Below are 23,464 nucleotides of genomic sequence, written 5' to 3' on the forward strand. Positions count from 1 at the left end.
CCCCTTATGAGAGGAAAACACAATGGAAGCATTAGGAATGATTGAAACACGGGGCCTGGTTGCACTGATTGAGGCCTCCGACGCCATGGTCAAAGCGGCCCGCGTCAAGCTGGTGGGAGTGAAACAGATCGGCGGGGGCCTGGTGACCGCCATGGTGCGCGGCGATGTCGCGGCGTGCAAAGCCGCGACGGATGCCGGGGCGGCGGCGGCTCAGCGTATCGGTGAGCTGGTCTCTGTACATGTCATCCCGCGCCCGCATGGCGATCTGGAAGAGGTCTTCCCGATTAGCTTCAAGGGCGACAGCAACATCTAACGGGGGAGGGGGTGCCGGAAAGTTCTGGCCGGATAAGACGCCAGCGCGTCGCTATCCGGCCATGAAAAGGCATGAATGCCGGATGGCGTTGCGCTTTTCCGGCCTGCACATCACACGCGGAGACGGACATGAAGCTGGCTGTGGTAACCGGATATGTGGTCTGCACCGTACGCCATGAAGGTCTGGCCCACGACAAACTGCTGATGGTGGAGATGCTCAATGCCCGCGGCGAGCCCGACGGGCAATGCGCGGTCGCCATCGACAGCATCGGCGCGGGATGCGGAGAGTGGGTACTGCTGGTCAGCGGCAGCTCGGCGCGACAGGCGCACGCACACGGCGCCTCTCCGGTCGATCTGTGCGTGATTGGTATCGTGGATGAGGCTGCGGCCGATGGTCAGGTGCTCTTCCATAAGTAGGGTGAAAAATCATGAATCAACAGGACATTGAACAGGTAGTGAAAGCGGTACTGCTGAAAATGAAAGACAGCAGCCAGCCTGCCGGCACCGTTCATGATATGGGCGTTTTTGCCTCACTGGATGACGCTGTCGCGGCGGCAACGGTGGCCCAGCAGGGATTAAAGCGGGTGGCGATGCGTCAGCAGGTGATTCAGGCCATTCGTGAGGCGGGTGAAAAGTATGCCCGTGAACTGGCGGAGCTTGCGGTGACGGAGACCGGCATGGGACGCGTTGAAGATAAGTTTGCCAAAAACGTGGCGCAGGCGCGCGGCACGCCGGGCGTGGAGTGTCTGACTCCGCAGGTGCTCACCGGCGATAACGGCCTGACGCTGATTGAAAATGCGCCCTGGGGCGTGGTGGCCTCGGTGACGCCGTCCACCAATCCGGCGGCGACGGTGATCAACAACGCCATTAGCCTGATAGCCGCCGGCAACAGCGTGGTCTTCGCCCCCCATCCGGCGGCGAAAAAGGTCTCGCAAAGGGCAATTACCCTGCTTAACCAGGCGGTAGTGGCCGCCGGCGGCCCGGCCAACCTGCTGGTGACCGTGGCGAACCCGGATATCGACACCGCCCAGCGGCTGTTTAAGTACCCTGGCATCGGCCTGCTGGTGGTGACCGGCGGCGAAGCGGTGGTCGAGGCGGCGCGCAAACATACCAACAAACGCCTGATCGCCGCCGGGGCCGGCAACCCGCCGGTGGTGGTGGATGAGACTGCCGATCTACCGCGCGCCGCGCAGGCGATCGTCAAAGGCGCCTCTTTTGATAACAACATTATCTGCGCCGACGAGAAGGTGCTGATCGTGGTCGATAGCGTTGCCGACGAACTGATGCGCCTGATGGAAGGCCAGCAGGCGGTGAAACTCACGGCGGCGCAGGCCGAACAGCTCCAGCCGCTGCTGCTGAAAAATATTGACGAGCGCGGCAAAGGCACGGTCAGCCGCGACTGGGTCGGTCGCGACGCGGGCAAAATCGCCGCGGCGATTGGTCTGCAGGTGCCGGCGCAAACCCGCCTGCTGTTTGTGGAAACGCCCGCCAGCCATCCGTTTGCTGTTACTGAACTGATGATGCCGGTGCTGCCGGTGGTGCGGGTGGCGAACGTTGAAGAGGCCATCGCCCTAGCGGTGCAACTGGAAGGCGGCTGCCACCACACCGCGGCGATGCACTCGCGCAACATCGACAACATGAACCAGATGGCGAATGCCATCGACACCAGCATCTTCGTCAAAAATGGACCGTGCATCGCCGGGCTTGGGTTGGGCGGCGAGGGCTGGACCACCATGACCATCACCACCCCAACCGGGGAAGGGGTGACCAGCGCGCGCACCTTCGTTCGTCTGCGCCGCTGCGTGCTGGTGGATGCGTTTCGAATCGTATAAGGGATGAACATGGCGCACGACGAACAACGCTGGCTTTCGCCGAGACTGCAAAAAGCCGCTGCCCTGTGTAACCAGGCGCCCGCCGCCAGCGAGTCGCCGCTGTGGCTGGGCATCGATTTGGGCACCTGCGACGTGGTGTCGATGGTGGTCGACCGCGATGGCCAGCCGGTTGCGGTATGTCTTGACTGGGCCGATGTGGTGCGCGACGGCATCGTCTGGGACTTCTTCGGCGCCGTCACCCTCGTGCGCCGACATCTTGCGACTCTCGAGCAGCAGCTGGGCTGCCGCTTCACCCATGCGGCGACCTCGTTTCCGCCCGGCACCGATCCGCGCATTTCGATCAATGTCCTGGAGTCCGCCGGGCTGGAGATCAGTCATGTGCTGGATGAGCCTACCGCGGTGGCCGATCTGCTGCTGCTCGATAACGCCGGGGTGGTGGATATCGGCGGCGGCACCACCGGGATCGCCATCGTTAAACAGGGCAGGGTGACATATTCGGCGGATGAAGCCACCGGCGGCCACCATATCTCCCTGACTCTGGCCGGGAATCGCGGCATCGGGCTTGAGGAGGCGGAGCAGTACAAGCGCAGCCACGCCGGGGAGATCTGGCCGGTGGTTAAGCCGGTGTACGAGAAGATGGCCGAAATTGTCGCCCGACATATTGCCGGACAAGGGATTGTCGATTTGTGGCTGGCAGGCGGCGCCTGTATGCAGCCGGGCGTGCATGAGCTGTTTCGTCAGCGCTTCCCGGCATTACCGGTGCATTTGCCGCAGCACAGCCTGTTTATGACCCCGCTGGCAATCGCCAACAGCGGGAGGGAAAAAGCGGAGGGGATGTATGCAAGCTGAACTGCAGACGGCGCTGTTCCATGCCTTTGATACGCTGAATCTTCAGCAAATGAAAAGCTTCAACGTTCCGCCGGTGACGCTGCACGGCGTCGGCGCGCTGGCGGCCTGCGGTCCGCAAGCGCAGTCCCGGGGCCTTAGGCATCTGTTTGTCATGGTTGACAGTTTTCTCCATCAGGCGGGAATGACCGCCGGGCTGGAGCGTAGCCTGGCGATGAAAGGGATTGCTATGACTCTCTGGCCCTGTCCCGCCGGCGAACCCTGCGTCACCGATGTCTGCGCCGCCGTCGCCCAGCTGCGGGACGCGCGCTGCGACGGCGTGGTGGCCTTTGGCGGTGGATCGGTACTGGATGCGGCGAAGGCGGTGGCGCTGCTGGTCGCCAATCCTGAGCAGACGCTGGGGGAGATGACGGAGCACAGCGAGTTGCGTCCACGTCTGCCGCTGATCGCGGTGCCGACCACCGCTGGCACCGGGTCTGAAACCACCAATGTGACGGTGATTATCGATGCGGTGAGTGGACGCAAACAGGTGCTGGCGCATGCCTCGCTGATGCCGGATGTGGCGATCCTCGACGCCGCGCTGACCGAAGGCGTCCCGCCGCATATCACGGCAATGACCGGGATTGATGCGCTGACCCACGCCGTCGAGGCCTACAGCGCCCGCCACGCCACGCCGTTTACCGACAGTCTGGCGATGGGGGCGATAGCCATGATCGGCGAGGCGCTGCCGAAAGCGGTGGGCTGCGGTCAGGATCTGGCGGCGCGGGAGAACATGCTGCTGGCTTCCTGCATGGCGGGGATGGCGTTTTCCAGCGCCGGGCTGGGGCTATGCCATGCCATGGCGCATCAGCCGGGGGCGGCGCTGCATATTCCGCACGGACTGGCCAACGCCATGCTGCTGCCAACGGTGATGGAGTTTAACCGCATGGTGCGCCGGGCGCGCTTCAGCCAGATCGGCCGGGCGTTAACCGGCAAGAAAACCGATGACCGCGAGGCTATCGCCGCCGTGCGCGAGCTGATCGCCGAGGTCGGTCTGACGATGCGGCTGACGGAGGCTGGCGCGACGTCCGCGCACTACGCCGCCTGGGCGCAAGCGGCGCAGGAGGACATCTGTTTGCGCACCAATCCACGCACCGCCAGCCGGGAGCAGATTATCGAGCTGTACGCGGCGGCGCGATAAATGCCGATTTTCCCGGAGGCGTGTGGCTGTGGCTTTCCCGGCTCGCGCTGCGCTTAGCCGGGCTACAGGATCACAGCCGTCTGCTATGCCGTAGCCCGGGTAAGGCGTTCACGCCGCGGCCCGGGAAAGTCGCCTGAGTGCGGCTAATGTCCCGGTATTCACAGTATCTACAAATCATAAATGACAGGGAGTAAGGGCTATGGGAATTAACGAAATCATCATGTACATCATGATGTTCTTTATGCTGATTGCCGCCGTGGACAGGATCCTGTCGCAGTTCGGTGGCTCGGCGCGCTTTCTAGGCAAACTGGGGAAAAGCATTGAGGGATCCGGCGGTCAGTTTGAAGAAGGGTTTATGGCGATGGGCGCGCTGGGCCTGGCGATGGTCGGGATGACCGCCCTGGCGCCAGTGCTGGCTCATCTGCTTGGTCCGGTGATTATTCCGCTGTATGAGATGCTCGGCGCCAACCCGTCGATGTTCGCCGGCACGCTGCTGGCGTGCGACATGGGCGGTTTCTTCCTCGCTAAAGAACTCGCGGGCGGCGACGTGGCGGCCTGGATGTACTCAGGCCTGATCCTCGGCTCTATGATGGGTCCGACCATTGTGTTCTCCATTCCGGTGGCGCTCGGCATTATCGAACCAACCGATCGCCGCTGGCTGGCGCTCGGCGTGCTGGCGGGCATTGTCACCATTCCCATCGGCTGTATCGCCGGCGGTCTGGTGGCGATGTATTCCGGGGTGGAGATCAACGGCCAGCCGGTAGAGTTTACCTTCGCGCTGATCCTGATGAATATGATCCCGGTGATCATCGTCGCCGTGCTGGTGGCGCTGGGGCTGAAGTTTATTCCGGAAAAAATGATCAACGGCTTCCAGATCTTCGCCAAATTCCTCGTGGCGCTGATCACCATCGGCCTGGCGGCGGCGGTGATCAAGTTCCTGCTCGGCTGGGAGCTGATACCGGGGCTCGATCCGATCTTTATGGCGCCTGGCGACCAGCCCGGCGAGGTGATGCGCGCCATCGAAGTCATTGGCTCTATCTCCTGCGTGCTGCTCGGCGCTTATCCGATGGTGCTCCTGCTGACCCGCTGGTTTGAAAAACCGCTGATGCGCGTTGGTAATCTGCTAAAAATCAACAATATGGCTGCCGGCGGCATGGTCGCTACCCTGGCGAACAATATCCCGATGTTCGGCATGATGAAGCAGATGGATACCCGCGGGAAAGTGATCAACTGCGCCTTCTCGGTGTCAGCGGCGTTCGCCCTCGGCGACCATCTCGGTTTTGCGGCGGCCAATATGAACGCCATGATCTTTCCGATGATTGTCGGCAAGCTGGTCGGCGGCGTTACCGCGATTGGCGTGGCGATGCTGCTGGTGCCAAAAGATGAAAACGTACCGGCGCCTGCCAACAACGAAGCGGAGGCGCACTCGTGAACACGCGCCAGCTATTGAGCGTCGGTATTGATATCGGCACCACCACCACGCAGGTGATCTTCTCGCGCCTCGAGCTGGTGAACCGCGCGGCGGTTTCCCAAGTGCCGCGTTATGAATTCATCAAACGCGACATTAGCTGGCAAAGCCCGGTCTTCTTTACGCCGGTTGATAAAAAGGGAGAACTGAAAGAGGCCGAGCTTGAGGCGCTGATTCTGGCTCAGTACCGGGCCGCAGGGATCGCTCCACAAGCGGTGGATTCCGGGGCGATCATCATCACCGGCGAAAGCGCGAAAACCCGCAATGCCCGCCCGGCGGTGATGGCGCTCTCGCAGTCGCTGGGCGATTTTGTCGTCGCCAGCGCCGGGCCGCATCTGGAGTCGGTCATTGCCGGACACGGCGCCGGGGCGCAGACCCTGTCCCGGCAGCGGATGTGCCGGGTGCTTAATATCGATATTGGCGGCGGTACCTCGAACTATGCCCTGTTTGACGCCGGAAACGTCAGCGCCACCGCCTGCCTCAACGTCGGCGGCCGCCTGCTGGAAACCGACGCTCAGGGGCGCGTGGTCCACGCGCACCCGCCGGGGCAGCGGATTGTTGATGCGCTGTTTGGCGCCGGCACTAACGCCCTGGCGCTGACCGCCGGGCAGCTGGCGCAGGTGGCGAGCCGGATGGCGGCGCTGATCGTCGAGGTGATCGACGGCACCCTCTCACCGCTGGCGCAGGGGCTGATGCAAACCGAAGTACTGCCTGCGGGTGTTCAGCCGGAGGTGATTACCCTTTCCGGCGGAGTGGGGGAGTGCTACCGCCATCAGCCCGCCGATCCTTTCTGCTTTTCCGATATCGGGCCGCTGCTGGCCACGGCCCTGCACGAGCATCCGCGCCTGCGTGAGATGAACGTGCAGTTCCCGGCGCAAACCGTGCGCGCCACGGTGATTGGCGCCGGGGCGCATACGCTGTCCCTGTCCGGGAGCACCATCTGGCTGGAGGGGGTTCCATTGCCGCTGCGCAATCTGCCGGTGGCTATCCCGCAGGATGCCGCCGATCTGCCGAACGCCTGGCTCCAGGCGCTGACGCAGCTCGATCTGGCTCCCGAGGCGGACGCTTACGTGCTGGCGCTTCCCGCTTCACTTCCGGTGCGCTACGCCACCTTACTGACCGTAATTGACGCCCTGCTGGCGTTTGTCGCCCGCTTTCCCAATCCCCGTCCGCTGCTGCTGGTGGCCGAGCAGGATTTTGGCAAAGCGCTGGGCATGCTGCTGCGGCCACAGCTTCCACACCTTCCGCTGGCGGTCATCGATGAGGTGAGCATCCGGGCGGGAGACTATATCGACATTGGTACGCCTCTTTTTGGCGGATCGGTTGTGCCGGTGACGGTGAAATCACTCGCATTTCCTTCCTGAGGGAACGACTTATGAAACTAAAGACCACATTGTTCGGCAATGTTTATCAGTTTAAGGATGTAAAAGAGGTGCTGGCGAAAGCCAACGAACTGCGTTCGGGGGATGTGCTGGCGGGGGTAGCGGCGGAGAGTTCGCAGCAGCGCGTGGCCGCCAAGCAGGTGCTCTCCGATATGACGGTGGCCGATATCCGTAATAACCCGGTGATCCCGTATGAGGAGGACTGCGTTACGCGCCTGATCCAGGATGACGTGAACGAAACCGCCTATCAGCGGATTAAACACTGGACCATCAGCGACCTGCGGGAATACGTGCTCAACGACGAGGTCACCAGCGACGATATCGCTTTTGTCCGCAAAGGGCTGACCTCCGAGGTGGTGGCTGCGGTGGCCAAGATCTGCTCCAACGCCGATCTGATCTACGGCGGTAAAAAAATGCCGGTGATCAAAAAAGCCAATACCACCATCGGTCTGCCGGGGACCTTTAGCTGCCGCCTGCAGCCGAACGATACCCGCGACGATGTGCAGAGTATTGCCGCGCAAATCTATGAAGGGCTCTCCTTCGGCGCGGGCGACGCGGTGATTGGCGTCAACCCGGTCACTGACGACGTGGAGAACCTGAGCCGGGTGCTGGATACGGTGTACGGGGTGATCGACAAGTTTAACATCCCGACCCAGGGCTGCGTGCTGGCGCACGTCACCACCCAGATTGAAGCCATCCGCCGCGGCGCGCCGGGGGGGCTTATCTTCCAGAGCATCTGCGGCAGCGAAAAAGGGCTTAAAGAGTTCGGCGTCGAGCTGGCGATGCTCGATGAAGCGCGGGCGGTGGGGGCGGAGTTTAACCGCATTGCCGGGGAGAACTGTCTTTACTTTGAAACCGGGCAGGGCTCGGCGCTTTCCGCGGGCGCTAACTTCGGCGCCGACCAGGTGACCATGGAAGCGCGTAACTATGGCCTGGCGCGGCACTACGATCCGTTCCTCGTCAACACCGTGGTGGGCTTTATCGGGCCGGAGTATCTCTATAACGACCGGCAAATCATTCGCGCCGGACTGGAAGACCACTTTATGGGCAAGCTGAGCGGCATCTCAATGGGCTGCGACTGCTGCTATACCAACCATGCCGATGCCGACCAGAACCTCAACGAAAACCTGATGATCCTGCTGGCGACCGCAGGCTGCAACTACATCATGGGCATGCCGCTCGGCGACGACATCATGCTCAACTACCAGACCACCGCCTTCCACGATACCGCGACCGTGCGCCAACTGCTGGGCCTGCGGCCGTCGCCGGAGTTTGAACGCTGGCTGGAAACGATGGGCATTATGGCAAATGGTCGCCTGACCAAACGGGCGGGCGATCCGTCACTGTTCTTCTGATGACGCGGGGATGACACATCATGGATCAAAAACAGATTGAAGACATTGTACGCAGCGTAATGGCGTCGATGGGACAACCACAGTCGCAGCCGCAGGCCCCCGCAGCGTCGACGCCGGCCTGCCATGCCGCCTGCGCCAGCGAAGCGGTGGTGGAAAGCTGCGCGCTGGACCTGGGCTCAGCGGAAGCGAAAGCCTGGATTGGCGTACAACATCCGCACCGCGCCGAAGTACTGACTGAACTGAAACGCAGTACCGCGGCGCGCGTTTGCACCGGCCGCGCCGGCCCGCGTCCGCGCACTCAGGCGCTGCTGCGCTTCCTGGCCGATCACTCGCGCTCGAAAGACACGGTGCTCAAAGAGGTGCCGGAAGCGTGGGTGAAAGCGCAGGGGCTGCTGGAAGTGCGTTCCGAGATTAGCGATAAGAACCTCTACCTGACGCGTCCGGATATGGGCCGTCGCCTCAGTCCGGAAGCGATTGATGCGCTGAAGGCGCAGTGCGTGATGGATCCGGATGTGCAGGTGGTGGTGTCCGATGGCCTGTCGACGGATGCCATCACCGCCAACTACGAAGAGATCCTGCCGCCGCTGCTTGCCGGCCTGAAACAGGCGGGTCTGAAGGTCGGGACGCCGTTCTTCGTGCGCTATGGCCGCGTCAAGATTGAAGATCAGATCGGCGAGATCCTCGGCGCGAAGGTGGTGATCCTGCTGGTTGGCGAGCGCCCGGGGCTCGGCCAGTCGGAGAGCCTCTCCTGCTACGCGGTGTACTCCCCGCGGGTGGCGACCACCGTCGAGGCCGACCGAACCTGTATCTCCAATATCCACCAGGGCGGCACCCCGCCGGTAGAAGCCGCCGCGGTGATCGTGGATTTAGCCAAACGCATGCTGGAGCAGAAAGCCTCCGGCATCAACATGAGCCGTTAAGGAGGCATCATGCCAGCATTAGATTTGATTCGACCCTCGGTCACCGCGATGCGCGTGATTGCCTCGGTGAATGACGGTTTCGCGCGCGAGCTTAAATTACCGTCGCATATACGTAGCCTCGGACTCATCACGGCAGATTCTGACGATGTGACGTATATTGCCGCCGACGAAGCGACAAAGCAGGCGATGGTGGAGGTGGTCTATGGCCGCTCCCTCTACGCCGGTGCGGCCCATGGTCCGTCGCCTACCGCCGGCGAAGTACTGATCATGCTTGGCGGCCCGAACCCGGCGGAAGTTCGCGCCGGGCTGGATGCCATGATGGCGCATATTGAAGGTGGGGCGGCATTCCAGTGGGCTAACGACGCGCAAGATACCGCCTTTCTGGCGCACGTGGTGTCGCGTACCGGCTCTTATCTTTCATCGGCCGCTGGCATCGCGTTGGGCGATCCGATCGCTTATCTGGTGGCGCCGCCGCTGGAGGCGACGTTTGGTATCGATGCGGCGATGAAGTCGGCCGACGTTCAGCTGGTGACCTACGTCCCGCCGCCATCGGAAACCAACTATTCGGCCGCCTTTTTGACGGGAAGCCAGGCCGCCTGTAAAGCCGCCTGCAATGCCTTTACCGATGCCGTTCTCGATATAGCCCGTCATCCTGTACAGCGTGCGTAATGGAGGGAGCGATGATCAATGCGCTGGGATTGCTCGAAGTGGAGGGCATGGTCGCGGCTATAGACGCTGCGGATGCCATGCTTAAGGCGGCCAATGTGCGCCTGCTCAGTCATGAAGTGCTCGACCCGGGCAGGTTAACGCTGGTGGTGGAGGGCGACCTGGCGGCCTGCCGCGCCGCGCTGGATGCCGGGTCCGCCGCTGCCCGGAGGACCGGCTGCGTGATCAGCCGTCGGGAAATTGGTCGCCCGGAAGAGGATACCCAGCGGCTGATCGGCGGTTTTCAGCCACCGCCGCCAGCGCCCATGCCGCCTGCTGACCCGGCTTCATCGGAAGCCTTACTGACGCTGCTGGCTTCAGTTCGTCAGGGCATGACGGCCGGCGAGGTCGCCGCGCATTTTGCCTGGCCGCTGGATAAGGCCCGCCAGGCGCTGGAGCAGCTCTTTTCCGCAGGGACGCTACGAAAACGCAGTAGCCGCTATCGTCTCAAAAATCCATAACCTGTCGGAGGTGCCGGGAGCGGCTTGCCCCCGGCTTTAACGATTATGAAAAAGCGTCGTTCTGCAAATTTGCACCATCTCTGTTGCGAGGCGTTGCCGGAAGACACCAGGCTGACGCCTCAGGTTGAAATTGACAATATTCATCAACGACACACAACCGATGTGTATGAGCACGCCCTGACCATTACCGCCTGGCAACAGATCTACGATCAGCTGCATCCGGGGCAGTTTCGCGGCGAGTTTACCGAAATCCTGCTCGATGAGATCCAGGTCTTCCGCGAATATACCGGGCTGGCGCTGCGCCAGTCCTGCCTGGTCTGGCCGAACTCCTTCTGGTTTGGCATTCCGGCGACCCGGGGTGAACAAGGTTTTATCGGCTCGCAGTGTCTGGGCCGGGCAGAAATCGCCACCCGTCCCGGCGGTACGGAGTTCGAGCTCAGCACGCCGGATGATTACACCATTCTCGGGGTAGTGATTTCGCAGGAGGTGATTGCGCGTCACGCCAGTTTCCTGCACCACCCGGAGCGAGTGCTACATATGCTACGCAACCAGTCAGCGCTGGCGGTCCGCGAGCCGCATAAGGCCGCGCTGTGGGGGTTTGTCCAGCAGGCGCTGGCCACCTTTAGCGAGCATCCGGATACCCTTCATCAGCCGGCCGTGCGTAAAGTCCTGCGGGATAATCTGTTGCTGGCGATGGGCACGATGCTGGAAGAAGCGCAGCCGATGGTAAGTGCAGAGAGCGTCAGCCACCAGAGCTACCGCCGCCTGCTGGCGCAGGCGCGCGAATATGTGCTGGAAAACAGCGCGGAGCCGTTAACCGTTCTCGATCTGTGCCAGCAGCTGTACGTCAGCCGTCGCACCTTGCAAAACGCCTTCCATGCGATACTGGGGATTGGTCCTAACGCCTGGCTCAAACGGATCCGCCTGAACGCCGTGCGTCGGGAGCTGATAAGCCCCTGGTCAGAGCGCGAGACGGTCAAGGAGGCGGCCATGCAGTGGGGATTCTGGCATTTGGGGCAGTTCGCCACCGACTATCAGCAGCTGTTTGCTGAGAAACCGTCGATGACGCTGCACCATCGCCTGCGCCAGTGGGTGTGAGGGAAGAGACTCCGCTACCGGGTGGCCAGCCGCCATCCGGCCGTTACAGCCAGTCGCGCACCTGAATAAACTCGCTCAGCGCCGCCTCGGGGCTGCCGGGCTCGGGCTGATAATCATATTCCCAGCGCACCAGCGGCGGCATCGACATCAGAATCGACTCCGTACGCCCGCCGGTCTGCAGGCCGAACAGGGTGCCGCGGTCCCAGACCAGATTGAACTCGACATAGCGGCCGCGACGGTAGAGTTGAAAGTGGCGCTCGCGTTCGCCGTACGGCGTGGCTTTCCGGCGTTCGACGATAGGTAAATAGGCGTCAGCATAGCCGTTCCCGACCGCCTGCATAAAGGCGAAGCAGTGGTCAAAATCCGGGGTGTTCAGGTCGTCAAAGAACAGACCGCCGATGCCGCGCTGCTCCTGGCGGTGCTTGAGATAGAAGTAATCATCGCACCATTTTTTATAGCGCGGATAGACTTCCTCGCCGAACGGCAGACACAGATCGCGGGCGGTACGATGCCAGTGGACGGCATCCTCTTCAAAGCCGTAGTAAGGGGTTAAATCAAAGCCGCCGCCGAACCACCACACCGGGTCGGCGCCAGGCTTTTCGGCAATAAAAAACCGCACGTTGGCATGGCTGGTGGGCACGTAGGGGTTCAGCGGATGAACCACCAGCGAGACGCCCATGGCTTCAAAACTGCGTCCGGCCAGCTCCGGGCGGTGCGCGGTGGCGGAGGCAGGCATGGCGTCGCCATGGACGTGGGAAAAGTTGACCCCCGCCTGCTCGAACACCCGGCCTTCGCGCAGCACCCGGCTGCGTCCGCCGCCACCGCCTTCCCGCTGCCAGGCATCTTCAATAAACGGCGCGCCATCCACGGCGCTCAGCTGCTGACAGAGGCTGTCCTGGAGCTGGAGCAGAAAAGTTTTTACCTGCGCGGCATCGGGTTTCATTAACGTCTCTTCGAATGGGCTTTCTGGTTATCGAACCAGTGGAAATAGCTGATAATGCCGTTGGCAATCGCGGTGGCGATTTTCTGCCGGAAGGCGGTGGTGCCGAGCAGTTTCTCCTCGTTCGGGTTGGTGATAAACGAGGTTTCCACCAGCACGGACGGTATGGATGGTGACTTCAGCACCACGAACGCCGCCTGCTCGGTATTGCGGCTGTGCAGCTTATGTACCGGCTTGATCTTTTTCAGGATATGCGAGCCCAGCGTCAGGCTGTTTTTGATGGTGTCGGTCTGCACCAGATCGAACAGTACCTGCTGCAGCAGATGGTCTTTATCCGTCGCTTTCTTACCGGCGACCTCATCGGCGCGGTTTTCGCGATCGGAGAGGTATTTCGCCATGGCGCTACTGGCGCCGCGGTTTGACAGGGCGAACACCGAGGCGCCGGCGGCGCTCGGGTTGGTAAAACCATCGGCGTGGATTGACATAAACAGATCGGCGCCGTGCTGATGGGCGATCTCCACGCGGTCGTAAAGCGGGATAAAGGTATCCCCGGTGCGGGTCAGGCGGGCGTCGATGCCGTTGCTGCGCAAAATGCTGCGCACGTTCTTAGCGATCGCCAACACCACATGCTTCTCTTTCGAGCCGTTATGGCCGATAGCGCCGGTATCGATGCCGCCGTGGCCCGGATCTAACATTACAATCCGGCGACCCCCGGCCTTTTTGGCGGCGGGTTTGCTGTGTCCATTTGACGTTTTCAGTGGCTGTTCTTTTGCGCTGACCTGTGAGGCGACGCCGCTCAGCGTCATCGCAGCCAGCCCGGCTTTCAGCACCTGACGGCGCGAAGCAAGTATTTTTAAGGGTTTAAAAGTGCTCATTCGGCCTGAATTGTAAACAAGTGATGTCCAATGTTATATCGTATCGCGTTTGCCGTTACGACCATTCAAAATAAGAATTGTTTTACTTTTCATTTCAATACATGACAAAGTCATATTATGCCATTTTTTGTCGCTGATTTCGCCTGATATTGGCTATCAGTTATATTCGCGCCATAATCACTGTTTTTAACCGTCAATGGTGGGGAATACCATGGAGATTCGCGTTTTTCGCCAGCAGGATTTCGAAGAGGTTGTGACGCTGTGGGAGCGCTGCGATCTGCTGCGCCCGTGGAACGATCCGGAGATGGATATTGAGCGCAAGCTGAATCACGACGTCAGCCTGTTTCTGGTGGCGGAAGTGAATGGCGAAGTGGTCGGCACAGTGATGGGCGGATATGACGGTCATCGCGGATCGGCCTATTATCTCGGCGTCCATCCGGAATATCGCGGCCGGGGTATCGCGAACGCGCTGCTCAACCGTCTGGAGAAAAAGCTGATTGCTCGCGGCTGCCCGAAAATCAACATTATGGTCCGTGAAGACAACGACGTGGTGCAGGGAATGTACGAGCGGTTGGGCTATGAGTACGCCGATGTCCTGACCCTGGGCAAACGCCTGATCGAAGATGAAGAATACTGAGTTTATCCCCGCCGATTTTGATGCCCATGGCCGTCTGCGCCTGCCTTTGCTTTTCTGGTGCGTGCTGTTGTTGCAGGCCCGCACGTGGGTGCTGTTTTTGATGGCCGGCGCATCGCGCCAGCAGGGCGACGCGATTCTTAATCTGTTCTATCCCGATCACGAGCGCTTCTGGCTTGGTTTACTGCCAGGCGTGCCGGCGGTGCTGGCCTTTCTGCTTAGCGGCTATCGTCAGCGCCTGCCGCGCCTGTGGCGGGCGATGCGCTGGCTGCTAGTGCTATCGCAAGTGCTGCTGTTGCTGTGGCAGCCGATGCTATGGCTGAGCGGCGAATCTCCCTCCTCGTTGACCATTGCGCTGCTGGTCGCGGATGGCTATGCCCTGTGGTGGCTGTTAACCAGCCGTCGCCTGGGCGCCTGTTTTCACCAGACCACCTTTTAATGGCACTTTTTGCCGATCGTGAACTCCAACATGCGTTGAATGACTCAGAAAGGATTGAGATATGAAATCGCTACGTGTAATGCTCTGTGCGCTTCCGCTGGCGCTGACCGGCTGCTCCACGATGAGCGCAGTCAACTGGTCGGCGGCCTATCCGTGGAACTGGTTTGGCGCTTCCACCGAGGTGACCGAGCAGGGAGTGGGTAAACTGACGGCTTCCACGCCGCTCAATGAACAGGCGATTAGCGATGCGCTGGGCAGCGACTACCGTTTACGCAGCGGAATGAAGACCGATAAGGGCAATATCGTCCACTACTTTGAAGCCCTGAAAAACAACAGCGTGGCGCTGACCATCAATGGCGACAACGGTGCTATCAGCCGGATTGACGTGCGTGATGCGGATATCAAAACCGCCAGCGGCGTGAAAATCGGCACACCGTTTAGCGACCTGTACAGCAAAGCCTTCGGCAACTGCCAGAAAGGCAGCCATGACAACGGGGCGGTCGTCGAGTGTCAGGCCGAGGGGAGCCAGCATATCAGCTATGCCTTCACTGGCCACTGGAGCGGTCCGGACGAGCTGATGCCCTCCGACGATACGCTGAAAAACTGGAAGGTCAGCAAGATTATCTGGCGTCGCTAAATTGATCTGAAGAGACACGACAGCTCTGAAAAACGGTTACAATGGCGCGTTAGCAACGCGACAGCGTTGTGGTTGCATCATTTCAGGAGGAGCGATGTCTCAGGTTCAGAGCGGCATTTTGCCGGAACATTGCCGCGCGGCGATTTGGATTGAAGCCAATCTCAAAGGGGACGTTAACGCCCTGCGCGAAGCGAGCAAAATTTTTGTCGATAACGTGGCCACCTTCCAGGCTAAATTCCCCGACGCCAAACTCGGTGCGGTGGTGGCGTTCGGCAATAACGTCTGGCGTCAGCTGAGCGGCGGCGAAGGGGCGGATGAGTTAAAAGATTTCCCGGTCTATGGCAAAGGGCTGGCGCCGTCCACCCAGTATGACCTGCTGATTCATATTTTATCCGCCCGTCATGAAGTTAACTTCTCGGTGGCGCAGGCCGCGCTGGCCGCCTTTGGCGACGCTATCGACGTGAAAGAAGAGATCCACGGCTTCCGCTGGGTGGAAGAGCGTGACCTCAGCGGCTTCGTCGATGGCACCGAAAACCCGGCGGGGGAAGAAACCCGCCGCGAAGTGGCGGTCATTAAAGACGGCGTGGATGCGGGCGGCAGCTACGTGTTCGTCCAGCGCTGGGAGCATAATCTCAAACAGCTGAACCGCATGAGCGTGCCGGATCAGGAGATGATGATCGGCCGTACTAAAGACGCTAACGAAGAGATCGATGGCGATGAACGTCCGGTCACGTCGCACCTGAGCCGCGTGGACTTAAAAGAAGATGGCAAAGGGTTGAAAATCGTCCGTCAGAGCCTGCCGTACGGCACCGCCAGCGGCACCCATGGCCTCTATTTCTGCGCCTACTGCGCGCGCCTGTATAACATCGAGCAGCAGCTGCTGAGCATGTTTGGCGATACCGACGGTAAACGCGACGCGATGCTGCGCTTCACCAAACCGGTGACCGGCGGGTATTACTTCGCGCCGTCGCTGGAGCGTATCCAGGCGCTGTAATTTTTCCCCTCACCCTAACCCTCTCCCCAAAGGGGAGAGGGAACTGTTCGGTGCGGTTATGGAATCTGCGTGCGGATTCTTTTATTCCCTCTCCCTCAGTCAGAGGGGAGGGGTGAGGGCATCGGCGACTCAGGCGCTTCAAGTATCCCCTCCATCACCGCATCACCATGCTCTTCAAACTCATTATTCCAGAAGCGTAAAACACGCCATCCCTCGCTCTGTAGCCAGCGGGTGCGGCGTCATCGTGTTGGCCGCCGTCCAGTCCAATCGCCAGCCGTATTGCGCAGCAGGCGAAATCGAGAATATAGGGGCCAACGGGGTGCTGACGGCGAAACGTGTCGCTAGCAAAACGGCGGTTGCGCAGTCAGTACCCTGGTCGACGTTCTGCGGGCGTTAAGCTACGTCTGAGCTGACGAGCAAATATCTGTGTGTTTTTCATATAAACACAGTGCACGCCTGGCTGCCGTTTGTCACAATGACCCGTCTAATCTGCGAGCCGCTTTCAGCTAAGCTTTGCCAGTTGCTTATTCCCTTTTCGACTTCCAAATCGCCAAACGGTATATAAAACCGTTACTCCTTTCGTACCCGTTATAAATATGATGATCATCAGAAAATGTTCAACGTTGATAAGGGTGCGCAATGGCCGTTAAATCACTGAAAAAAGGATATCTGGCGCTGGCGGCTTCCATGCTGCTGGTGGCGCAGGCGCAGGCGACGGAGCTGCTGAACAGCTCCTATGATGTCTCCCGCGAGCTGTTTGCCGCCCTTAACCCGCCTTTTGAGCAGCAGTGGGCGAAAGACAATGGCGGGGACAAGCTGACCATCAAGCAGTCGCATGCCGGTTCATCCAAGCAGGCGCTGGCTATTTTGCAGGGCCTGAAGGCGGACGTGGTCACCTACAACCAGGTGACGGACGTGCAGATCCTGCATGACAAAGGCAACCTGATCCCGGCCGACTGGCAAAGCCGTCTGCCGAACAACAGCTCACCGTTCTATTCGACGATGGGTTTCCTGGTGCGTAAAGGCAATCCGAAAAACATTCATGACTGGAACGACCTGGTTCGCTCTGACGTTAAGCTGATCTTCCCGAATCCGAAAACCTCGGGTAACGCCCGATACACCTACCTGGCGGCATGGGGCGCGGCGGATAAAGCTGATGGCGGCGATAAAGCTAAAACCGAACAGTTTATGACTCAGTTTCTCAAGAACGTCGAAGTCTTTGACACCGGCGGGCGCGGAGCGACCACCACCTTCGCCGAGCGCGGCCTCGGCGATGTGCTGATTAGCTTCGAATCGGAAGTGAATAATATTCGCAAGCAGTATGAGGCGCAGGGATTTGAAGTGGTTATCCCGAAAACCAACATTCTGGCGGAGTTCCCGGTAGCCTGGGTCGATAAAAACGTCAAAGCCAATGGCACGGAAAAGGCGGCGAAAGCCTACCTGAACTGGCTCTATACGCCACAGGCGCAAACTATCATTACCGACTACTACTATCGGGTAAACAACCCGAAAGTGATGGATGCTCTGAAGGATAAATTCCCGCAGACCGAGCTGTTCCGCGTGGAAGATAAGTTTGGCTCCTGGCCTGAGGTGATGAAAACCCACTTCGCCAGCGGCGGCGAACTGGACAAACTGCTGGCGGCGGGGCGTAAGTAATGTTTGCTGTGTCGTCCAAGCGCGTGCTGCCGGGTTTTACCCTGAGCCTTGGCACCAGCCTGCTGTTTGTCTGTCTGATTTTGTTATTACCGCTCAGCGCGCTGGTGATGCAGCTGGCGCAGATGAGTTGGGCGCAGTACTGGGATGTGATCACCAACCCGCAGGTGGTGGCTGCCTATAAGGTGACGCTGCTGTCGGCGTTTGTGGCCTCGATTTTTAACGGCGTCTTTGGTCTGCTGATGGCCTGGATCCTGACCCGCTATCGTTTTCCGGGCCGCACGCTGCTGGATGCCTTAATGGACCTGCCGTTTGCGCTGCCGACGGCGGTAGCCGGTCTGACCCTGGCCTCGCTGTTTTCGGTGAACGGTATTTACGGGGAATGGCTGGCGAAGTTCGATATTAAAGTCACCTATACCTGGCTCGGCATCGCCGTGGCGATGGCCTTCACCAGCATCCCGTTTGTGGTACGCACCGTGCAGCCGGTGCTGGAAGAGTTGGGGCCCGAGTATGAGGAAGCGGCGGAAACGCTGGGCGCCACGCGCTGGCAGAGTTTCCGCAAGGTGGTGCTGCCGGAGCTGTCGCCGGCGCTGCTGGCGGGCATTGCTCTGTCGTTTACCCGCAGCCTCGGCGAATTCGGCGCGGTGATTTTTATCGCCGGCAACATCGCGTGGAAGACGGAAGTGACGTCGCTGATGATCTTTATTCGTCTGCAGGAGTTTGACTATCCGGCGGCGAGCGCCATCGCCTCGGTGATCCTGGCCGCCTCACTGCTGCTGCTGTTTTCCATCAATACCCTGCAGAGTCGCTTTGGTCGACGCGTGGTAGGTCACTAATGGCGGAAGTTACTCAATTGAAACGCTACGACGCGCCCCGTATCAACTGGGGAAAATGGTTTCTGATTGGCGTCGGGATGCTGGTCTCCGCCTTCATCCTTGTGGTGCCGATGCTCTACATCTTTATCCAGGCCTTCAGCAAAGGATTGATGCCGGTGCTGGAAAACCTGGCGAACCCGGACATGCTGCATGCCATCTGGCTGACGGTGATGATTGCGTTGATTACCGTACCGGTGAACCTGGTGTTCGGTACCTTGCTGGCCTGGCTGGTGACACGTTTTACCTTTCCGGGGCGCCAGCTGCTGCTGACGTTGCTGGATATCCCGTTCGCCGTCTCGCCGGTGGTGGCCGGTCTGGTGTATCTGCTGTTTTACGGCTCTAACGGTCCGCTGGGCGGCTGGCTTGACGCGCATAATCTGCAAATCATGTTCGCCTGGCCGGGCATGGTGCTGGCGACCATCTTTGTTACCTGTCCGTTTGTGGTGCGTGAGCTGGTGCCGGTGATGATGAGTCAGGGCAGTCATGAAGATGAGGCCGCGGTGCTGCTGGGCGCGTCCGGTTGGCAGATGTTCCGCCGGGTGACGTTGCCCAATATTCGCTGGGCGCTGCTGTACGGCGTGGTGCTGACCAACGCCCGCGCCATCGGCGAATTTGGCGCGGTGTCGGTGGTTTCCGGCTCGATCCGCGGCGAAACGCTGTCGCTGCCGCTGCAAATTGAACTACTGGAGCAGGATTACAACACCGTCGGCTCGTTTACCGCCGCTGCCATGCTGACGTTAATGGCTATTCTGACCCTGTTTTTAAAGAGTATGTTGCAATGGCGTCTGGCCAATCAGAAAGAACGCGCGCAACAGGAGGGAAATCATGAGCATTGAGATTGCCAATATTAAGAAATCGTTTGGTCGCACCCAGGTGCTGAATGATATCTCGTTGGATATCCCTTCCGGACAAATGGTTGCGCTGCTGGGGCCCTCGGGCTCCGGAAAAACCACCCTGCTGCGAATTATCGCCGGTCTGGAGCATCAGACCAGCGGTCATATCCGCTTCCACGGTACCGACGTCAGCCGGATGCACGCTCGCGACCGTAAAGTGGGCTTCGTTTTCCAGCACTATGCGCTGTTCCGCCATATGACGGTGTTCGATAACATCGCCTTTGGCCTGACCGTGCTGCCGCGCCGCGAACGCCCCAATGCGGCGGCGATTAAAGCCAAGGTGACCAAACTGCTGGAGATGGTGCAGCTGGCCCATCTGGCGGATCGCTATCCGGCGCAGCTGTCCGGAGGCCAGAAGCAGCGCGTGGCGCTGGCGCGCGCCCTGGCGGTGGAGCCGCAAATTTTGCTGCTGGATGAACCTTTCGGTGCGCTGGATGCGCAGGTGCGTAAAGAGCTGCGCCGCTGGCTGCGTCAGCTGCATGAAGAGCTGAAATTCACCAGCGTGTTCGTCACCCACGATCAGGAAGAGGCGATGGAAGTTGCCGACCGGGTGGTGGTCATGAGCCAGGGCAACATCGAACAGGCCGATGCCCCGGAGCGCGTATGGCGTGAGCCGTCTACCCGTTTCGTGCTGGAGTTTATGGGGGAAGTGAACCGCCTGCAGGGGGTCATCCGCGGTGGACAGTTCCACGTCGGCGCCCACCGCTGGCCGTTAGGCTATACCCCGGCATACCAGGGGCCAGTGGACCTGTTCCTGCGCCCATGGGAAGTGGACATCAGCCGGCGGACCAGCCTGGATTCGCCGCTGCCGGTGCAGGTCCTGGAGGCCAGTCCGAAAGGGCACTACACCCAATTAGTCGTTCAGCCTCTGGGGTGGTATGACGAACCGCTGAGCGTGGTGTTAACGGGCGATGAGGCGCCGTCCCGCGGCGAACGGCTGTTCGTCGGGCTGCAAAACGCGCGGTTGTACAACGGTACCGAGCGTATCGAGCCGCGCGGCGAGCTTGCTCTGGCGGAGTCGGCCTGATAGCTTAAATCAATGTGCTTTTGCCGGGTGAGGCTCTGCTTACCCGGTCTGGAATTATCACGCGTCTGCCAGGCCGGGTAAGCGAAGCGCCGCCCGGCTTTTTTATTGAGTAAAAATCGTGAATACACTCGAACAAACCATCGGCAATACCCCACTGGTCAAACTTCAGCGTCTGGGACCGGACAACGGCAGCGAAGTGTGGGTCAAACTCGAAGGCAATAATCCGGCCGGCTCGGTGAAAGATCGCGCCGCGCTGTCGATGATCGTCGAAGCGGAAAAGCGCGGCGAAATTCAGCCCGGCGACGTGCTGATCGAAGCGACCAGCGGCAACACCGGTATTGCGCTGGCGATGATCGCCGCGCTGAAAGGCTACCGGATGAAGCTGCTGATGCCCGACAACATGAGCCAGGAGCGTCGGGCCGCGATGCGCGCTTACGGCGCCGAGCTTATCCTGGTCAGCAAAGAGCAAGGGATGGAGGGTGCCCGCGACCTGGCTCTGGAGATGGCCCAGCGCGGAGAAGGCAAACTGCTCGATCAGTTTAACAACCCGGATAACCCCTACGCCCACTACACCACCACCGGGCCGGAAATCTGGCAGCAGACCGCGGGGCGTATCACCCACTTTGTCTCCAGTATGGGGACCACCGGCACCATTACCGGCGTGTCACGTTTTCTGCGTGAACAGAGTAAACCGGTGACCATTGTTGGCCTGCAGCCGGAGGAGGGGAGCAGTATTCCCGGGATCCGCCGCTGGCCGGCAGAGTATATGCCGGGGATCTTTAACGCTTCGCTGGTGGATACGGTGCTGGATATTCATCAGCAGGATGCCGAGAACACCATGCGTCAGCTGGCGGTGCGGGAAGGCATTTTCTGCGGCGTCAGTTCGGGCGGCGCGGTAGCGGGCGCGTTACGCATAGCCCGCGAAAATCCTGGCGCGGTGGTGGTGGCGATTGTCTGCGATCGCGGCGATCGTTACCTTTCCACCGGCGTGTTCGGCGAAGAACACTTTAGCCAGGGGGCGGGCATTTAATCATCAAGCAGGTCGGTGCCGTAGGAGTTATCGACGGTGCACAGCCAGCGTTCGCCCTGCTTCTGAAAGACATAGGTGGCGCGTCGCGTAACCTGGGATATCCCGTCCGCCGTCGGGATATCCAGCCGGGTCTCCATAATCACCAGCGCATTGCCGCCGCCTTCAATAACCTCCATTTTCCCCTGAGTCACCACCAGTCGGTGCTGGAAATAGTCGGCAATGGCGATAAAGGCTTTGCGGATATTCTCTTTCCCTCTGACCACCATGCCCGGTTTGACGACCAGCGCGGCGTCTTCTGCGTAATAACTCATCAGGGTATCGTAATCTTCCTGCGAGATAGCGCGATCGCAGGCTTCAATGACCGCTTTCAGTGCCGGGTCAGCGTGATGCATCTCTGGTGCTCCTTGTTGTGAGCGATTTATCCGCCTCGGCGATCAGGGCATGCAGGTAAGACTAGCCTGCTGTCGTTTATTTTTCATTAATTTGTCGGCAGCTGCCATCACTCCCCGATACGTTCGGTGGACTGCCTGCGTCAGGGGGCGTCTAAGGCCTGCGCAATATCGGCCGCCAGGCGGGAAATCTCAGCGTCACTCAGACGGCCCAGCGACAGGCGTAGCCCGTGGGAGGGCGTCCGGATGCCAAACACCTCTCCCTCCCGGACCAGCCAGCCGGCGCGGGCCAGGCGTAAGGCGTAGGGCTGGCTCGCCGCTGGCAGCGGCAGCCAGAAATTGAGGCCATCCCCTGGCGTAGCATGGCTGAAGCCGTGCCGGGCCAGCGCCGCCGCCAGTTTCTCATTTTGCTGGCGATAGTGACGACGAGTCTCCGTCATCGAGGCGATAAACGCCTCGTCGGTCAGGCAGGCCAGCGTCAGGTCCTGCAGCAGATGGCTGACCCACTGGCTGCCGGCGTTAAGCCGCAGGCGCAGCGCCGCTGAAGTAGCGGCATCGCTGGCGATAAAGGCCAGCCGCAGGTCTGGTCCGAGGGTTTTTGACATCGAGCGCACCAGCGCCCAGCGTTGGGTGCTTGCAGGAAGAGGGGAGTGCCATGGCGTGGCCGACAGCAGGGCAAAATGGTCATCAACAATCGCCAGTACCTGCGGATAGCGGGCTAGCACCTCCCGCAGGGCATGCGCCCGGGTTTCCGTCAGGCTACAGCCGGTAGGATTATGCGCGCGTGGGGTTAAGATCACCGCCCGTGCGCCGTTGCGTAACGCCTCCTCCAGGCCGTCAGGATCCATCCCTTCGGCATCCACCGCCACCGGGCAGGGGGTAAAACCGGCGTAACGCACCATATTGATGCTGCTGAGAAAACAGGGATCTTCCACCACAACGCCGTCGCCGGGGAGCAGCAGAGCGCACAGCAGGCGCTCCAGGGCGTCTATCGCCCCGCTGGCGAGATTCACCGCAAAGGGAACGGCTATCTCTCTGGCAAACCACGCCTCGGCCCATTGGCCAAGCCGCGGCTCAATGGGCGCATCGCCATACAGGCGGGGCGTGCGGGCAATCTGGCCCAGATAGCGGGGTAAATCAGGCAGTCTGGCCGGATCCGGATTGCCGCTGGAGATATCGTTCAGCGGGGTCGTTGGGTCACCTCCCTCCAGCGCCGGCAGTGTGTCCCGCGCTTTAATGGCTGTACCGTTGCGTCCCTGACTGACGGCCAGCCCGGAGGTCACCAGCCGTTTATAGGCGGCGGCGACAGTGTTGCGATTCACTGCAAGCTGGCTGGCGAGTTCACGTACCGGCGGCAGAACCTCTCCGGGCTGCAACCCGCCGCTCTGCACCAGATGGCGGATGTTATCGAAGATTTCGCTGGCGGTTTTTCCGGCTAACATTATTGACCTATGACAAAATGGAATTTAGCATAGGACGAATCATAATCAGTGCGTGACCCGCTGTCCAGCGGGGGGAG

25 protein-coding genes and 1 pseudogene are annotated in these 23,464 nt (G+C 60.4%); 21 read left to right on the forward strand and 5 right to left on the reverse strand.

Annotated elements, in window-relative coordinates:
- Positions 1-22 precede the first annotated feature (22 nt).
- The 12 genes from eutM (at position 23) to eutR (ending at position 11,559) form a co-directional block, all read left to right on the forward strand.
- On the forward strand, positions 23-313 hold the full coding sequence (gene eutM, locus IB144_RS06750; RefSeq protein ID WP_000387720.1) for an ethanolamine utilization microcompartment protein EutM: 291 nt from the start codon (positions 23-25) through the stop codon (positions 311-313).
- Between the two features lie 128 nt (positions 314-441).
- Positions 442-729 carry an ethanolamine utilization microcompartment protein EutN gene (gene eutN, locus IB144_RS06755; protein ID WP_002913719.1) on the forward strand — a complete coding sequence of 96 codons (288 nt, stop codon included), beginning with the start codon at positions 442-444 and terminating at the stop codon, positions 727-729.
- A gap of 11 nt (positions 730-740) precedes the next feature.
- Positions 741-2,144: an aldehyde dehydrogenase family protein gene (locus tag IB144_RS06760; protein ID WP_004152003.1), complete on the forward strand. Its 1,404-nt coding sequence runs from the start codon at positions 741-743 to the stop codon at positions 2,142-2,144.
- Positions 2,145-2,153: 9 nt separating this feature from the next.
- Positions 2,154-2,993 (forward strand): ethanolamine utilization protein EutJ, encoded by an 840-nt coding sequence (eutJ, locus tag IB144_RS06765; RefSeq protein WP_048270921.1) that lies wholly within the window; start codon positions 2,154-2,156, stop codon positions 2,991-2,993.
- On the forward strand, positions 2,983-4,170 hold the full coding sequence (gene eutG / locus IB144_RS06770; protein ID WP_016947278.1) for an ethanolamine utilization ethanol dehydrogenase EutG: 1,188 nt from the start codon (positions 2,983-2,985) through the stop codon (positions 4,168-4,170). Before eutJ ends, eutG begins: the two co-directional genes overlap by 11 nt.
- A 199-nt stretch (positions 4,171-4,369) precedes the next feature.
- Complete coding sequence (eutH, locus tag IB144_RS06775) at positions 4,370-5,602, forward strand: ethanolamine utilization protein EutH (protein ID WP_004149260.1); 1,233 nt, start codon at positions 4,370-4,372, stop codon at positions 5,600-5,602.
- The gene (eutA, locus tag IB144_RS06780; protein WP_062920576.1) at positions 5,599-7,002 is read left to right on the forward strand and encodes an ethanolamine ammonia-lyase reactivating factor EutA; all 1,404 of its coding nucleotides are present in this window, start codon (positions 5,599-5,601) and stop codon (positions 7,000-7,002) included. The genes eutH and eutA overlap by 4 nt, the downstream gene beginning before the upstream one ends.
- An 11-nt stretch (positions 7,003-7,013) precedes the next feature.
- Positions 7,014-8,375 carry an ethanolamine ammonia-lyase subunit alpha gene (gene eutB, locus IB144_RS06785; RefSeq protein ID WP_004152001.1) on the forward strand — a complete coding sequence of 454 codons (1,362 nt, stop codon included), beginning with the start codon at positions 7,014-7,016 and terminating at the stop codon, positions 8,373-8,375.
- A 20-nt stretch (positions 8,376-8,395) separates the two neighbouring features.
- On the forward strand, positions 8,396-9,295 hold the full coding sequence (gene eutC / locus IB144_RS06790; RefSeq protein ID WP_004174901.1) for an ethanolamine ammonia-lyase subunit EutC: 900 nt from the start codon (positions 8,396-8,398) through the stop codon (positions 9,293-9,295).
- A 9-nt stretch (positions 9,296-9,304) separates the two neighbouring features.
- A complete protein-coding gene (eutL, locus tag IB144_RS06795; RefSeq protein ID WP_004174905.1) occupies positions 9,305-9,964 on the forward strand; it encodes an ethanolamine utilization microcompartment protein EutL in 660 nt (219 codons plus the stop codon).
- A gap of 11 nt (positions 9,965-9,975) precedes the next feature.
- A complete protein-coding gene (gene eutK / locus IB144_RS06800) occupies positions 9,976-10,461 on the forward strand; it encodes an ethanolamine utilization microcompartment protein EutK (protein ID WP_004213215.1) in 486 nt (161 codons plus the stop codon).
- 45 nt (positions 10,462-10,506) lie between these two features.
- The gene (gene eutR / locus IB144_RS06805) at positions 10,507-11,559 is read left to right on the forward strand and encodes an HTH-type transcriptional regulator EutR (RefSeq protein ID WP_002913642.1); all 1,053 of its coding nucleotides are present in this window, start codon (positions 10,507-10,509) and stop codon (positions 11,557-11,559) included.
- Between the two features lie 43 nt (positions 11,560-11,602).
- On the opposite strand, the gene hemF is transcribed toward eutR, so the two are convergent.
- Both hemF and amiA read right to left on the reverse strand, forming a co-directional pair.
- Positions 11,603-12,502: an oxygen-dependent coproporphyrinogen oxidase gene (hemF, locus tag IB144_RS06810; protein WP_004145617.1), complete on the reverse strand. Its 900-nt coding sequence runs from the start codon at positions 12,500-12,502 to the stop codon at positions 11,603-11,605.
- Complete coding sequence (gene amiA, locus IB144_RS06815; protein ID WP_002913639.1) at positions 12,502-13,374, reverse strand: N-acetylmuramoyl-L-alanine amidase AmiA; 873 nt, start codon at positions 13,372-13,374, stop codon at positions 12,502-12,504. Before amiA ends, hemF begins: the two co-directional genes overlap by 1 nt.
- A 211-nt stretch (positions 13,375-13,585) precedes the next feature.
- On the opposite strand from amiA, the gene IB144_RS06820 reads away from it, so the two are divergent.
- From IB144_RS06820 to IB144_RS06835, 4 genes are all read left to right on the forward strand, one after another.
- Complete coding sequence (locus IB144_RS06820; RefSeq protein ID WP_002913637.1) at positions 13,586-14,011, forward strand: GNAT family acetyltransferase; 426 nt, start codon at positions 13,586-13,588, stop codon at positions 14,009-14,011.
- On the forward strand, positions 13,998-14,447 hold the full coding sequence (locus IB144_RS06825; protein ID WP_002913635.1) for a DUF2919 domain-containing protein: 450 nt from the start codon (positions 13,998-14,000) through the stop codon (positions 14,445-14,447). The genes IB144_RS06820 and IB144_RS06825 overlap by 14 nt, the downstream gene beginning before the upstream one ends.
- A gap of 61 nt (positions 14,448-14,508) precedes the next feature.
- Positions 14,509-15,084, forward strand: a complete 576-nt coding sequence (locus IB144_RS06830) for an RpoE-regulated lipoprotein (protein WP_002913630.1) — start codon at positions 14,509-14,511, stop codon at positions 15,082-15,084.
- 94 nt (positions 15,085-15,178) lie between these two features.
- Complete coding sequence (locus IB144_RS06835; protein ID WP_004145614.1) at positions 15,179-16,078, forward strand: Dyp-type peroxidase; 900 nt, start codon at positions 15,179-15,181, stop codon at positions 16,076-16,078.
- A gap of 95 nt (positions 16,079-16,173) precedes the next feature.
- Here IB144_RS06835 and IB144_RS06840 read toward each other — a convergent pair.
- Positions 16,174-16,517, reverse strand: a pseudogene (locus IB144_RS06840) (DUF559 domain-containing protein).
- 200 nt (positions 16,518-16,717) lie between these two features.
- Between IB144_RS06840 and cysP the strand changes: the two are divergent.
- The 5 genes from cysP to cysM all read left to right on the forward strand — a co-directional run bounded on the left by cysP (position 16,718) and on the right by cysM (position 21,556).
- Positions 16,718-17,734 carry a thiosulfate/sulfate ABC transporter substrate-binding protein CysP gene (cysP, locus tag IB144_RS06845; RefSeq protein ID WP_002913628.1) on the forward strand — a complete coding sequence of 339 codons (1,017 nt, stop codon included), beginning with the start codon at positions 16,718-16,720 and terminating at the stop codon, positions 17,732-17,734.
- Entirely contained in the window at positions 17,734-18,567 is an 834-nt protein-coding gene (cysT, locus tag IB144_RS06850; RefSeq protein WP_002913626.1) for a sulfate/thiosulfate ABC transporter permease CysT, read from the forward strand. The genes cysP and cysT overlap by 1 nt, the downstream gene beginning before the upstream one ends.
- Entirely contained in the window at positions 18,567-19,442 is an 876-nt protein-coding gene (cysW, locus tag IB144_RS06855; RefSeq protein WP_020325285.1) for a sulfate/thiosulfate ABC transporter permease CysW, read from the forward strand. Before cysT ends, cysW begins: the two co-directional genes overlap by 1 nt.
- Positions 19,432-20,526, forward strand: coding sequence for a sulfate/thiosulfate ABC transporter ATP-binding protein CysA (gene cysA / locus IB144_RS06860; RefSeq protein WP_002913623.1), 1,095 nt, complete (start codon positions 19,432-19,434; stop codon positions 20,524-20,526). The genes cysW and cysA overlap by 11 nt, the downstream gene beginning before the upstream one ends.
- A gap of 118 nt (positions 20,527-20,644) precedes the next feature.
- Positions 20,645-21,556: a cysteine synthase CysM gene (cysM, locus tag IB144_RS06865; protein ID WP_004145610.1), complete on the forward strand. Its 912-nt coding sequence runs from the start codon at positions 20,645-20,647 to the stop codon at positions 21,554-21,556.
- Here the strand turns inward: cysM and IB144_RS06870 are convergent.
- Together IB144_RS06870 and ptsJ are read right to left on the reverse strand one after the other, a co-directional pair.
- On the reverse strand, positions 21,553-21,948 hold the full coding sequence (locus IB144_RS06870; protein ID WP_004174913.1) for a nuclear transport factor 2 family protein: 396 nt from the start codon (positions 21,946-21,948) through the stop codon (positions 21,553-21,555). The genes cysM and IB144_RS06870 overlap by 4 nt on opposite strands.
- A 140-nt stretch (positions 21,949-22,088) precedes the next feature.
- The gene (ptsJ, locus tag IB144_RS06875) at positions 22,089-23,387 is read right to left on the reverse strand and encodes a transcriptional regulator PtsJ (protein WP_002913617.1); all 1,299 of its coding nucleotides are present in this window, start codon (positions 23,385-23,387) and stop codon (positions 22,089-22,091) included.
- Between the last annotated feature and the right edge of the window lie 77 nt (positions 23,388-23,464).

This window comes from Klebsiella sp. K4 (genome assembly GCF_014596785.2).
In the GTDB taxonomy this organism is placed as follows: domain Bacteria; phylum Pseudomonadota; class Gammaproteobacteria; order Enterobacterales; family Enterobacteriaceae; genus Klebsiella; species Klebsiella pneumoniae.